Source organism: Clostridium sp. YIM B02506, assembly GCF_022324845.1.
Classification (GTDB): domain Bacteria; phylum Bacillota; class Clostridia; order Clostridiales; family Clostridiaceae; genus Clostridium_T; species Clostridium_T intestinale.
The window spans coordinates 91,385-105,633 of record NZ_JAKGTG010000008.1; the positions used below are offsets into that span (position 1 = coordinate 91,385).

The 14,249-nt window shown below is 27.9% G+C and carries 13 protein-coding genes; 1 reads left to right on the top strand and 12 read right to left on the bottom strand.

The genetic code is table 11. From position 1 onward, the window contains the following. Positions 1-15: 15 nt before the first annotated feature. Together L1S49_RS08660 and L1S49_RS08665 are read right to left on the bottom strand one after the other, a co-directional pair. Positions 16-1,314: a PTS transporter subunit EIIC gene (locus L1S49_RS08660; RefSeq protein ID WP_238903593.1), complete on the bottom strand. Its 1,299-nt coding sequence runs from the start codon at positions 1,312-1,314 to the stop codon at positions 16-18. Positions 1,315-1,330: 16 nt separating this feature from the next. Next, positions 1,331-2,719, bottom strand: coding sequence for a glycoside hydrolase family 1 protein (locus L1S49_RS08665; protein ID WP_238903595.1), 1,389 nt, complete (start codon positions 2,717-2,719; stop codon positions 1,331-1,333). A 244-nt stretch (positions 2,720-2,963) separates the two neighbouring features. On the opposite strand from L1S49_RS08665, the gene L1S49_RS08670 reads away from it, so the two are divergent. Beyond that, positions 2,964-3,674 carry a GntR family transcriptional regulator gene (locus L1S49_RS08670; RefSeq protein ID WP_238903597.1) on the top strand — a complete coding sequence of 237 codons (711 nt, stop codon included), beginning with the start codon at positions 2,964-2,966 and terminating at the stop codon, positions 3,672-3,674. Between the two features lie 154 nt (positions 3,675-3,828). On the opposite strand, the gene L1S49_RS08675 is transcribed toward L1S49_RS08670, so the two are convergent. The 10 genes from L1S49_RS08675 to L1S49_RS08720 all read right to left on the bottom strand — a co-directional run bounded on the left by L1S49_RS08675 (position 3,829) and on the right by L1S49_RS08720 (position 14,244). Beyond that, entirely contained in the window at positions 3,829-4,569 is a 741-nt protein-coding gene (locus L1S49_RS08675; protein WP_238903599.1) for an NADPH-dependent oxidoreductase, read from the bottom strand. A gap of 980 nt (positions 4,570-5,549) precedes the next feature. Further along, positions 5,550-6,200, bottom strand: a complete 651-nt coding sequence (locus tag L1S49_RS08680) for a hypothetical protein (RefSeq protein WP_238903601.1) — start codon at positions 6,198-6,200, stop codon at positions 5,550-5,552. A gap of 96 nt (positions 6,201-6,296) precedes the next feature. After that, positions 6,297-6,833 (bottom strand): fasciclin domain-containing protein, encoded by a 537-nt coding sequence (locus tag L1S49_RS08685; protein ID WP_238903603.1) that lies wholly within the window; start codon positions 6,831-6,833, stop codon positions 6,297-6,299. A gap of 292 nt (positions 6,834-7,125) precedes the next feature. Continuing rightward, complete coding sequence (locus L1S49_RS08690; protein ID WP_238903605.1) at positions 7,126-8,235, bottom strand: DGQHR domain-containing protein; 1,110 nt, start codon at positions 8,233-8,235, stop codon at positions 7,126-7,128. Continuing rightward, complete coding sequence (locus L1S49_RS08695; RefSeq protein ID WP_238903607.1) at positions 8,236-9,729, bottom strand: hypothetical protein; 1,494 nt, start codon at positions 9,727-9,729, stop codon at positions 8,236-8,238. A gap of 284 nt (positions 9,730-10,013) precedes the next feature. Continuing rightward, complete coding sequence (gene tnpA, locus L1S49_RS08700) at positions 10,014-10,490, bottom strand: IS200/IS605 family transposase (RefSeq protein WP_238903609.1); 477 nt, start codon at positions 10,488-10,490, stop codon at positions 10,014-10,016. Positions 10,491-10,687: 197 nt separating this feature from the next. Then, positions 10,688-12,025 carry a hypothetical protein gene (locus L1S49_RS08705; RefSeq protein ID WP_238903611.1) on the bottom strand — a complete coding sequence of 446 codons (1,338 nt, stop codon included), beginning with the start codon at positions 12,023-12,025 and terminating at the stop codon, positions 10,688-10,690. After that, positions 12,009-12,692: a CatB-related O-acetyltransferase gene (locus tag L1S49_RS08710; RefSeq protein ID WP_238903613.1), complete on the bottom strand. Its 684-nt coding sequence runs from the start codon at positions 12,690-12,692 to the stop codon at positions 12,009-12,011. Before L1S49_RS08710 ends, L1S49_RS08705 begins: the two co-directional genes overlap by 17 nt. Before the next feature lie 29 nt (positions 12,693-12,721). After that, complete coding sequence (locus L1S49_RS08715) at positions 12,722-13,312, bottom strand: acyltransferase (RefSeq protein WP_238903615.1); 591 nt, start codon at positions 13,310-13,312, stop codon at positions 12,722-12,724. A 14-nt stretch (positions 13,313-13,326) separates the two neighbouring features. Then, the gene (locus L1S49_RS08720) at positions 13,327-14,244 is read right to left on the bottom strand and encodes an NAD(P)-dependent oxidoreductase (RefSeq protein ID WP_238903617.1); all 918 of its coding nucleotides are present in this window, start codon (positions 14,242-14,244) and stop codon (positions 13,327-13,329) included. Between the last annotated feature and the right edge of the window lie 5 nt (positions 14,245-14,249).

Sequence of the window (14,249 nt, forward strand, 5' to 3'; positions counted from 1 at the left end):
TATACTTGTTTTTTCTTATTCAACTGCTTTTTTCTCTGCAACCTTTAGGAAAGGAATATATAATAAAACTGTAAGTCCAATCATAATTATTTGGAATACCGAAGCTCTCCAATCACCGCCTGTAGCTAAAAATCCTGATAAAACTGGTGGAGTAGTCCAAGGTGTTTGAATTACTACAGGTGACATTAAGCCTATCTTAGTTACAAAATATGCTGCTGTTAAACAAATTGGGGAAGCCAATACAAAAGGTATCATTAGTGTTAAATCAAATACTATTGGTAAACCAAATATAACTGGTTCATTAATATTGAATATACCTGGTGCTGTAGAAAGTTTAGCTATGTCTCTATAATCTTTTCTCTTAGAGAATAAAAATATAGCAATTAACAATGCGATAGTATTACCTGAACCACCCATTACTCCAAATGTATCCTTAAATGCCATGTTTATTATATTAGGTATTGGTTGACCTTGAGAAAAAGCAATCATATTCTCATTCATAGTTGTATATAATACTGGATCCATAATTGGAGCAATTACTCCGCCTGGATGTATCCCTATTGCAAATAGTAAATTAGATAATAACATTAATATTATAAATCCTGGTAAGCTAGTAACTAGTCCCACTAGTGGTCTTTGTATTGTTTTTAAAATTAAAGAATTTATATCTGTTCCAAAGAGTTGCTTTATTGCAAATGATACTATAGCAAAAGTTAGAATAGTAATCATTATAGGAATTAAGACATTAAATGATTTTGTAACAGCTGGAGGTACTGATTCTCCGCCTATGTTAATCTTAAGTTTTTCATTTTTAGTTAGCCAAATAAAAAATTCCGTAGATAATATAGCGGCAATTATTCCTACAAACATTCCTCCTGAATTAGTAGACCCAAAAGAAATAACACCTGAAACCTGAACTGCTTCTTTAGCTCCTACTGGTGTTACTGTAGTTATAAATGGTAGCATAATAACAAATATTGAGATAGCCAAAAGCGTTGGAGCAATTGGGTTTTCAAATTTTCTATTTAATGCCAAATGATATGCACATGCACCAGCTAGCAATATTGCTAAGAAATTTAGAGTACCGTTAGTAATAGAGGTTCCAACATCCTGCCAAGTAGTTAATGTTGCTGAGTTAATTATATTAGACATAAATCCTGTTGGTTCAATAACAACATAGTTAAAGAAAATCATTAAACCTGCAATAATTATAAATGGAATTAGCGATGCAAATGCATCTCTAAGTGACCTTAAATGAATTTGTCCACCTAATTTTTGTGATAACATTCCTAGTTTATTAAAGAATTTATTCATTCTATATTCCTCCTTCTTATTCTTCAAAACCATTATTTTCGCCTAATAGTTTATAAAACTCTCCACTTTTCTTTACTGTTCTCTTTTGAGTTTTTAAATCTAAACTAACTAGACCATATCTGTTTTTATATGCGTTCATCCATGACCAGCAATCAATGAATGTCCAAAGGTGATAGCCTTTTATGTTGCATCCCTCTTCAATTGCTTTATGAACATATTTTAAATGACCTTTAATAAATTCAATTCTATATTCATCATTAACTTGTCCATTTTCAATAAAACGTTCTTCGTCTGTGACACCCATACCATTTTCAGAAATAAAAGCTTCTATATTTCCATAATTCTCTTTTACATCCTTGCAAAGGTCCAGTATTCCCTTCTCGTATATTTCCCAGCCTCTATAGCTATTAAACTTTCTTCCTGGCATTACATATGAATCAAAAAACCATTCTGGCATAAATGGAGAATTAGGATTTACAGCATGCTCTCTTGCTTTGGCTCTTCTTGGTTCATAGTAATTTAATCCTAAGATCTGTGCTGTATTATCTTTAATTATCTTCAATTCCTCATCTGTATATATAGGCATTTGATCATATTCTTTAAGAAGGTCTACTAATTTCTTAGGAAACTCCCCCTTTACACAAGGATCTAAAAAGCTCCTATTATAAAATAAATCACAATATTCTGCTGCCTCAACATCATACTTATTAGCGCTTCTTGGATAGGTTGGACTAAGATTTAGTATCACACCAATTTTAGATTTTAAGTTGTGTTTTTTAAATCTTTCAATGACTTTTGCATGTGCAAGTATTGTATAATAAGCTGCTTGTGCTCCCCTTTTAAAATCTATTATGTTTGGATAGTGAAAGTCTTGTAAGTAGCCTCCAAGTATTGGTCCTAAAGGTTCATTAAATGTAAACCAATGTTCAGCTCTATCTCCAAAAAGTTCAAAACACTTATCTGCATAGTTCACATATGCCTCAACTACATCTTTACTTTCCCATCCGCCTTTATCCTGCATTACTAATGGCATATCAAAGTGAAATAAATTAATAAAAGGCTTTACATCATTAGCTATAAATGTATCAATTACCTTATTATAAAATTCAACCGCTTTTTCACTAACTTCCCCATCTCCATTCGGAAATAATCTAGCCCATGAAATAGACATTCTAAATGAATTGTGTCCAAGTTCTTTCATTAATTTTATATCATCTTCGTACCTATTGAAGAAATCTGATGTTACATCTGGACCAACTTCATCATAAAATCTGTTTTTTTCTATCTGGAACCAATACTCCCAAATTGTTTTTCCCTTATCGGTATTACCCTTACCTTCTGATTGTTCCGCTGATGAGGCACTTCCCCACCAAAATCCTTCTGGAAATTTATAAATTTTCTTCATAAGTAACTCCCATCTTAATATATTATGTTTCTCGTCGCGATCAGAAAACATTTTCAAGTTCAATTATATATTTCTTTTTTAAAATAATCAATATCTTTTTAAAAATAATCAGTATGTTTTATTAATTGATATATATCTTTTTAAAAAGATATATATCAATTAACAAAAGGCATATATAAATATATACTTTTATTTGCATATAGTATATAATATGTATAGCAACAATTTTAGAAAGGAAGATTCTATGCTACCTAAATATAAATTAGTATATGAAGATATAAAAGATAAGATAAATAATAATACTTATAAAACTAATGAAAAAATTCCAGATGGAAGCTCTTTAGCTGAACATTACAATTGTAGTAAACTTACAATTACTAAAGCATTAGACTTATTAGTTCAACAGGGGATGCTAATAAGACGACAAGGCTCTGGAACCTATGTTAAGGAAAATTTGTCTAATAAGACCACCGTAGAATTAAATCAAATTTCAAGTTACTCTAAAAAATTTGGAAAAGAACATCTAAAATCAACAGTAATAGATTTTTCTATTACTACACCAACTAAAGATATTGCTGAAAAACTTAATATAACTGACGAGTATATATATAGAATCTTAAGATTACGTTCTGTAGATAACGAACCACAAATATTAGAAGAAACTTATATGCCTATTTATGTTATACCTGGACTAAAGGAAAAACACTTAGAAGGATCAATTTATGATTACATAAATAATGAACTTAACCTTAAAATCCAAAGTGCTCACATCTCTATAGAGGGTGATAAAGCTAATGCCAACGACCAACGTTATTTGAACTTAACTGAATCTGACTTTATTATGGAAATTGAAAAAGTATGTTATTTAGAAAATGGTAAGATTTTTGAATATTCAATAACTCACCATAGATATGAGTTCTTTAAATTCAATACTGTTTTAGTAAATAATATTTAAAAAATCTTTTAAATAAAGTCATTAGCTAACATCCATGGCAATAAAAAAACCACGACAACACTTATACGTATTGTCATGGTTTTTATGGTGGATGCGAAATGTGACCTTTGAAATCAAATTATCATTTTATACTATTTCTTTAGAATAAAATTAATTATTTACTTTTTAATCCTTGCTTATTAATAGCATCTTTAACCTTAGGATAATAAACTGATTGATAAACTCTTGAAGTTACAGTACTCCAGTTTGTTTCTTGCTCAACTCTTCCAATTTCTCTTAAATATTTATCCATCTGTTCATCATAAACATTAATTGAGTCTTCAACAGCTTTTATATCATAAGCTTCATCATGTCTAAAACTTTCAAAAGGAACTCTAGGTTTTTTATGTGATTCATCAGCTGGATATCCAACTACTAATCCTACCATTGGAAAAGTATATTTAGGTAATCCTAATATTTCTATAACTTCTTCTGGATTTTTTCTGATGCCACCAATAGGTACTGTGCCAAGTCCAAGGGATTCCGCAGCAACAACAGAAGCTCCTAAAGCTATTCCAACATCTACAGATCCTGCAAGCATACCTTCTATATCTTCATGAATTACCTGCTTCATTCCAGTTTTTTCACCTGCAAGATGAGTTCTATAAAAATCCATCACAAATACTAAAAATACTGGAGCCTTTGCAACATATGGTTGATTACCAACAAGTTCTGATAATTTCTCTCTCTTCTTTTTATCCCTTACAACTATAACAGATGTTTGTTGTCCATTTATTGAGTTAGGCATAGCCTGAGCACTCTTCAGAATTTCATCTATTAATTCATTTGAAACCTCTTTATCTAGATATTGTCTTATTGATCTATGATTTTTTATTTTATCTATTGTATTACTCATAATAAATAACCTCCTAAATTTTAAATGTTTTATATAGCTCAATTTACTTCGTAAATTGTAATCTTTAAATTAAATTTTGTACAATTTAATTTTATTCTAATTGATTATGATTGTCAATAGATTATTCTCTTACAAATGATAAATGAAAAGTATTAATCACTAAAAGTATACCCCCTAAATAAAAAAAGCCCCCTTAATCTCAAAATATTATGGTGGTGCACTTCTATACTGTAAAATAAAACCTTTATGGTTTTATTCATCAATTCCTTAATTTTAAAAATAACTGTCTCTAAATTTTTTACATCAATAAACTTAAATGATTCTAATGAAATACCTGAGGTATTTCTACAGTAATAATGTGTATAATCTTTTTATTGCTAAGTTAGTTATCAAGGTTAAGTTCCTTGGTATTCATATAGAAGTTAATGGCAAAGAGAAAAAGCACCCATCCGACAAAGAATAGTGCTCTTTACTCTTAATTAAATCTCTATTTAATTAATTCAATAGCCCTAAAACAAAATAAGCACTTTGTGAAAGTGACTAGCAACAAATGTAAAATTTGTGCTATATACTTTTGTTCTAAGGAAGTTTAGTGTTTGCAGCACTAAACTTTTCTTATTTGCACTTTGTGTAAGTGCGATTTACTAAATCAAAGATTTAGAATCTTACTTATATTATATCAAATTTTGATATAATATAAACCTTATTTTTATCTTTAAATTTATATTTTATTCAAATACAAATTTGGTCTTAATATCTCTACGTTAAACATTGTACGTTCCATGGATACTTGAGAAAATAGTTCCTCTTGATCACACACTTCTGTACTATAGCAGATTTTAATGGTTGAGGCAAAGCATAACCTTTAAAATACACTACTACAATCTACTATAATATATCCTCTTGTTACTTCACCCATATTTTTTTAATTAATGTTTGCCTTACAGTTAATAAATTTTCAACTTTACCAAATCAAAGAATTATTTAATTCTCTTTGTCTTTAATAGGTTATCTTCATTTTCCACAAGCACTATTTTGATATTAAGCTCACTTTGAAGGCTTGAAAAACTCTTTATTTGATTGATATATTTACTATCACCAGAGCTTAATAACTTATCTATCATAGGTATAATATCGTCTTTTTCTTCGCTTGTGAATTTCTTTCCCTTTAAATTTAAATTATTTATATAAGTTAAGGTATGCCAAATTTGTTCATAAGATATTTTATTAATATCTATTAGAACCCAAGTAAAATCTTTTCTTCTTGATTTTGGAGGATATGCTTTTTTAAAAAATTCAATAAAATGACTTGTTTTATTTTCTTCTTTGTCCTTCACATATTTACCCAAGGTGCTTTTTAGATGATTTTTCAAATAAAGTATTGTATTAGCTTTTACTTTGTCCTTCATTCCATCAATACTGTTATAAATTTCATTATACAAGCTTTGCATATCTTCATCATTTAATGTATTCTTTGAAGCCTTCACAGCATCTATAGCTTCTAATAAGTTCTTTTTTGTGGTTAATTCATTGTTGTATATTTCTGATATTTTTTTCTTTACCATCATTCTCTCCTTATATGTGCTAAATGCACCATAAGTTATTATATCATTAAAATAAAATTTTCCCATAAAATATACAATAATATATCTAGACTTATCAAGCTCTAACAGCTTCTTTTAATACAGCAAATTTTCAATAAATATATGCTAACGATTATTCTTTATCTATGGCATCATAACTGTATCTATTACATGTATTACTCCATTCTTAGCCATAATATCAGTAATTACAACCTTAGCTCCATCAATATATACTTCATTATTTTTCACTTCTATTTTAGCATTTTCCCCATTTGACATTTTTAACTCCTTACCATTTAACTTTAATACTTCTGTTGCAGTAAGCTTTTGAGGTGCAACATGATAAGTTAAAATCTTTACAAGAGTCTCCTTATTTTCTGGTTTTAAAAGATCGTTGACTGTGTTCTTTGGAAGTTTTGCAAACGCATCATCTGTAGGTGCAAATACTGTAAATGGCCCTTGCCCTTTAAGTGTATCAACCAATCCTGCCGCCTTTAAAGCAGTCACTAAAGTTTTAAACCTATTGTCTCCAGTAGCAATGTCAACAATATCCTTTGAATTATTTTGTTGTTCCTGAGCTAAATATGTACCTTGCGCATAAGCGTAACTATTTTCCCCAATAATATTAAATAATAATACCATTATTGATAAAGCTATAAGTTTACTAATTTTCTTTTTCATAATACATCTCCTTTTTTAATTTATATTTACTAACTTATTATTCACAATTACTATTATATTTATTAAATAATTTATTTTTTTATTTGATATACAGCCAAAATAACTAATGCCTAACAACACTTTCCCCTCTGCATAAAGATCTTCCTTCATCTCTATCTCTAAAATGATTCTCTTGATTTTTATAATGAATTTATTTCTATAAATAAAAAACCCACGAAAATCTAAAATTTAGATTTTCGTGGTTTTTATGGTGGAGGCGAGGGGTGACTATTAGTACCCTCGACCTTCATCTTTATTGTTCATTCTTAATAAAATCTTTAGCCTTTTTAAAACCTGATCCTGATGTCAATCCACTGAATTTCTTACCTACTAGCCAATCATCGGATTTAATTAAACTCTTTTTTAATATAATTTTAAAGCTTTCAAATGCTTCATCTATTGTATCTGTACTTTGAAGTATTTCATTCAATATCATATTTAAGGCATTTGCACCTGTTGTTTTTTGAATATAATATTTGCTATTATAGTATGTCTTAACAAATTCATTTTCAATATCTTTCTCTATTTTTTCCTCAAAACAAGCTTCCCATCTATCCTTTATTAGTTTCCACTCCAAATTGATTATTTCTGCAACTTTTTTAGCAATATCATCTATAATATCTATATCATTAACTACTTTTAACCCTTTTTTATCAATTATTGTTTTAACTAATGATGCTATAGATTGTTTAAAAGCATTAACCTCTATTATTCCATTATTTCTAGACACATTAAACTCAAATTTTATTGCATTTTTCCAAACACTATCTTCAATTTTTTCATGCAATAAATATGCAACTTTAACACAAATATGTTCATATACATCATCAATTTCCTTTTCACCAAGAATCTCATAATTATACTTTGCTAAAAGTGTTAAGTCAGTTTTTATCTTTTTAGCCTTTGAATTTATGTCTATAAATGTATCTACTTCTATTATTCTATTATTTCTATCAGTAAGTAAAATAACTACATTTAGCATAAAGTCATTTATATCACTATTTTCTTTTGCTGCTTCTTCTAAACCCTTTAATCTATGTTGACCATCAACTATTCTAAATACTTTATTATCAGTCCTGATGTTTAACTCTATTAACCCATCTTTTATATTTTTTATATTAGGCTCTATATCATCTTTATTTGCACTTAGTATAATTGATGTTGGTAATATAATATTTTCTTTAAGTATATTTCTCTTTATTTGATTATAATGATTAGATGACAACTCTCTTTGATAACCATACTTACTTTTGCCATATACTAACACTTCAGATATACTATTAACTATTTTAAATGGCAGAACTAAGCTTATATATTCCTGATTGTTTTGTTTATAATAAAACGCATTAAAATTACTATACATTTATTTCCCTCCTATCATTTTAGCTACAGCTTTATCTATTTCTTCGTTACATCTTTCTAGCACTTTTATTTCTATAGAACTTTTTTCCTCTATATTGTCTATATTATCCTTTACACGTTCCATCAAATCATAAATAAAACCAATATCTTGATTTGTTAAATATTCTTCTAACATACCTTTATTTAAGGTAATTAGCCATAACTTAATCATTTCATTTTTTTCTAGTTTACCCATTTCATAATCGTCTAAAATTTGCTTTATCCATTCATTTAAGACTTCATAATTATATTTCTTTATAAGTAAATCTATACTATTAACATAATCAAATATTTGCATTAATATTTCTCTTAAATATATATTTCTTTCATTTAAATTTTCAATACTATCTTCATCTAATATTTCTACTATATATGATAATATAAAATCTAAATATGACTTAACTTTATTTTCATACTGTTCATTACTAATAGTTTCTTTACTATAAATTATTTTTAAAAATATATTTTCTAGTATCATTGCCTCAAAACTATTGTCTCTAAATCCTCTATAACTTTTACAAAACTCATCTTTAAACTCTTCTTGCATTAAATCATAATAATCTAAACCAGCTATTTCTAAAGTACCTTTATCATAATCTGAAACTAATTTTTCATAAGAATAAAATAATATATCAGCTAATTTATCTATCCTGTAACTACTATTAAATTTTGTTTTAATTTCTTGACTTAAACAATCATCTATCTGCTCAATGAACCTACTTTTTTTAGCAGTGCCTTCGTAATCATTTTCAACATTTCTAATACTGTACAAAAGCTTTTCAATTTCATCTAACATGTTTCCTATATGATTCATTGTTAGTTGAGCTGTACTCTTAACAGGATTAAAGCTATAATTTTTATAAAATATACTATGGTCTAAATCTCCCCACGCTGAATTTATCTTACTTTTAATTTGTAGCTCAAATCCATACTTATTTAAATATAAACCTTTTATATTATATATTTCTAATCCATTCTTCATAGATTTAGGTTGTGTTTTTATATCTTTAAATACAATTTTTTCTGAAATTTCATTACTGTGATCCAGTAATAACTTGTACATATTATTAGCATCTTCTTTTAATTCAGCAACTATTTTTACTCCTATAATATCTTCATATCCATAAAACTGCTCTATTATATCAGATTTTTTAGAGTCTATATCATTTTCTGATCTTATTTGAAACTTATCAAGTAGCATTAATCCTTCATCTTTTCTTATAAATTTTTCAAATAAACTATCTGGCTTCTTTACCCTTCCATCTAATTTAAACAAATCACTTGTATGAACTGAATTTTTATATATTAACCCATAATTTTCTTTATGCTCTTCTAATAATTGTTTAATCTCAACTTTTATTTCTTCCATAATATCTTCTAGATGTGTAGTACAATCATTACTGTAAATATCTTTTATTTTTTTTAGGTATGAAATACTTAAATCTATTTTATCCACATTTATCCCCCTCTCCTTCATTTAATTATATATTTTAAATTTATATTTTTAAATACTTTACCATATTTATAATTATTAAGAAGCTCTTATAAGTACATTTTTTATATCTCATCTATTTCTTTTAATTTTAATATTAAAAATTTCGTTTTTATTAGTCAAGTACCACCGGCTCAGCCGGAGGCTTGATTAAGCCCTATAAGGGCATGATACTGGCGGCGCTACTCGCGCTCTGAAAAACCGCCAATCGCAAAACTTTTTCAGCGGCCACCTATAAGGTGGCTATTTTATTTGCTTACTTTTGCTTGCTCTCCCGTAAACGGGTCGATATATTCTTTCATACTTATTTGCTCTGCTAACTGATCTTCTTGTAACTGATTTTGTATATATTTTATTATCGCATTTTTATTTCTTCCAACTGTATCTATATAATATCCTCTACACCAAAAGTGTCTATTTCCATATTTATATTTTAGATTTGCAAATCTATCAAATATCATTAGGCTACTCTTACCTTTTAATATCCCCATAAATTTAGATACACTTATCTTTGGTGGAATTGTTATAAGCATATGTATATGGTCGGGGCATGCATTTGCTTCTATAATTTCTACCCCATTTCTTTTACATATTTCCCTTAATATTTTTCCTATCTCTGATTTATACTTTCCATATATTATTTGTCTTCTGTATTTTGGTGCAAATACTATATGATATTGACACCTCCATTTTGTGTGTGATAAGCTTTCTATGTCGTTACCCATACGACACCTCCTATGATTTATTTGTTTTGCGATTGTCAGTCGCTTTCATTTTATCATAGGAGTTTTTTTCTGCTCAGAGCTAAAGCCTTTTTGTCCACCGGCATAGCCGGAGGTTTTCTAGACAAACAAAAAACAGCTCTAACAAGTAGGTTATTGCTGTTTCTAATTGTATATTATTTTTTTATCTAATACAATTTCTATGTATTTCTCTTTATATATCTTTCAATCCATATAGATTGTCCTACACAATATGGTATCAAGGCAATTATATGTGCTAATGTTACAGCATAATATCCATTTATCAATTTAGTTAAAATAATCGCAATTGGAATTATTAATATTGCTCCAATCGTCATTAATGCAAATTGACTTTTTAATTCGCTTAACCCATTACAAATCGTTGCATTTATAGCTGACCAAATTACTATACCTTGTTCAACTACAAATATTGCCATAATTATATAATCAACTTGAAATGATTTCTCTTTAAGCCATATGTTAAATACCATCTGCATTAAAGGTATAATTAGTATTTCACCTATAACGAAAATCACAGCTATTAATTGTAAAATCCTTGTTGCCTTTTTTATCCAAACAATATTCTCCTCTTCTTTAGCTTTTGTGACAGCTGACCAAATGGGAATAGTAATGAGAGAAAATACAGTGCTTACAAGTGAGAATACCTTAAAATAAATATTATACTCAACAACTAATTCACTTCCTAATAACCAGGTTATTAAAAAAATACTTGTATTATTTATTATCATTGCCTCTATTTGTAAACCTAAAAATGCTCCACCTACTTTTAACGTATCAATAGCATATTTTAAATCAAAATAATTTATATTAGGCCTCATTTTTTTTAATTTTTTAGAAAATATCAATATAGTCGCTACTATCAATGGCGCATTAACAGCTATTAAGTATACTATAGCTAAGCTTATAATATTGTTATTTATCCCAATATTATTACATATCAAAACATATACTAAAAGAATTATATTCGTAAGTAAACTCATAAAATTAGGCAAGAAGGCTTTTTGTAAAGCATATAAAATTGAAGATATAATTCTTAGTACAAATTGTAGCATAATACTTATTAGAATTATAAGTATTGTATTTTGTAGTATATGAGATTCTAGTCTACTCTCACCAATATTAAAAAACTTATTCCATGAAATTAAACGAATTGCTACAAATATTAAAAGACCCAAAGCAAAAGATGTAGCCGTAAGAAATATATATGCTGAAGATATATATTTCTTAGAAGCCATTTCATCATTTTTTACAAATGTTGTTACCAATCTATTTCTTAACCCGTTACCTATTCCAAGATCAAAATTTAATATCCAACTTAAAATTGATAATATCGTAAACCAAACCCCTAAAACTGCATTGTCATTAAAATATCTAAGATAAGCAGGTGTTGTTAATAAAGCAACTACTATTCCACATCCTTTAATGCCTACGCTATTTATTGCATTAATAATTACACTTTTTGAATTATTGCTAATACTTTTAAATCTTATTTTCATAATCCAAAGCCTTTCTTAAATTTTCTATATCATCAAAATATTTAGCATGTGATTTTATCCATTCTTCAGACTTATTCCACCATTGTAAATCTAATAGAAATTTAATTTCTTCTTCTCTAAATCTATATTTAAGTATTGTAGCTGGTATTCCACCTACAATAGCATAAGCCGGAACATCGTTAACTACTAAAGCTCCAGCTGCAACTATAGCACCATTATCAATTTTAACGCCTTCCATAATTTTAGCTCCGTATCCTATCCATACATCATTTCCAATTTTAACACTTATTTTTTTGTCTTTATTAAAAAATTTAAATTCTTCATATTTTTGTTTATCTACCAATGTAAATCCTGCTTGCTTTCTAAGTGAGTAAAATGCTGGATGTATAGATACATATTTTTTGGATGGATGCCTTCCATAAACTACTTCTGAGTACGGAGCAATAGAACAATATTTTCCTATATTACAATTATTATAAATACAATTCCACCCTAAATAAGTTCCTTCATTTATCGTTGTATCTTGTATACTAGAGCTTCTATGTATTTTTACATAATGATCTAATTTAGTACCTTTGTTTAAGTTAACAGTATAGTGTATATTAATGTTATTGTTTTTACTTTTATTTGTTATAATCCATTTTAAATACCTTATTTTGCTCTTCATACTCATTTTTACCACTCTTCTTTTAATAGTTATAGATTTTTTATAAATTTCGCTGGGTTTCCAGCCCATATTTGATTATCTGGTATATTTTTTGTTACTACAGATCCAGCTCCAATAACACTTTTTTTACCTATTACAACTCCCTTTAAGATTATTGAATGAGCTCCAATAAATGCACCAGTTTTAATATGTACTGGTGATTTCCTTATATTTGTATCTGGTTCTTCCATACGCTCTTCAAAATTCAATGAATGGAAATCTGTATCATATATTTTACAGCCACCACCAATCATAACATTGTCCTCTATAATAATCTTTTCATGAGCTACAAAGGTTGAATTTGAAATACCCACATTATTTCCAATAATTATGAATGCGCCTTTTCGCATTATAAATGTACTTTGTCTATCTCCTCCAATTATATTAAATCTTTTTCCTGAATTAATTCTCACATCATTTCCAAAAGACAGCCCCGTTCCTCTAATAATTAGCATTCCGTTAATATGTAAATTCTGACCTCTAATTATATGATGTGTATTTAGTGTTATTGAATTTATTATATAATTATAGCGATTTATTAAGGACTTAATAATATTCTTTAATACATTTCTTAGTTTCAATAAGACCACTCCCGCTAATTACTTCTATAAGAATTATTTGATACCAAAGATATCCACTCATTAAATTTCATTGAGTATATAGTAAATATCTCATCTAATTTACTGGAATCAAAGACAGTATCTCCAGACTCAATTTTTTCAGCTATTTTGGGCCATGAAATGAATTCTACTCCCACACCGTACTTATTTGCAATCAACTTTGCAACTTCAAAGAGGCTATACTCCTCTCCTCCAACATTGAATATACTGTTAGTACATTTGTTAGAGAAAGCACCTTTAATCAAAATATTACATAAATCACCTATATACGTAAATGTTCTTCTAACACTCCCATCCCCATACAAAACTATACTTTCTCCTTTACTTGCTTTTGATAAAAAAAATTCTGCAGTACCGTAAGAAGTAGCATTAGGTATCAATGTCCCATATGGTAAACAAATTCTAAAAATACAATATTGTACTCCATAAACCCTATTAAACATTTCTAAATATTGTTCACATGCAAATTTATTCATTGCATAAATAGTTTTAAATTCTTTTTCAGATTCTTCTCTTAAAATTCCCTTCTGCCCCTTATATACGAGTCTTGTTGATGGGAATATTATTTTCGCTTTAGAATCTTGGAGAACATATTCATTCAATATATTTAACAATGCCTTCTCATTAATATCTATAAAGGTATCAAACTCTCTAAAACCATTTTCACTTCCAGTTTTACCAACAAACATAAAAATAACATCACAACTAAATTCTATGTTTTTTATTGATTCTTTTGAAGTAACATCTATTTTAGTGTAATTAGGCAAATTATCAATATGACTTTCACTAACGTCATATAAGTATAGTCTATATTCTTCTGTAGTTTGATTTAATATACTAATCATATTTCTTGCAATATAACTATTTGCACCTATAATTGCTATTTTTTTCATAAAAT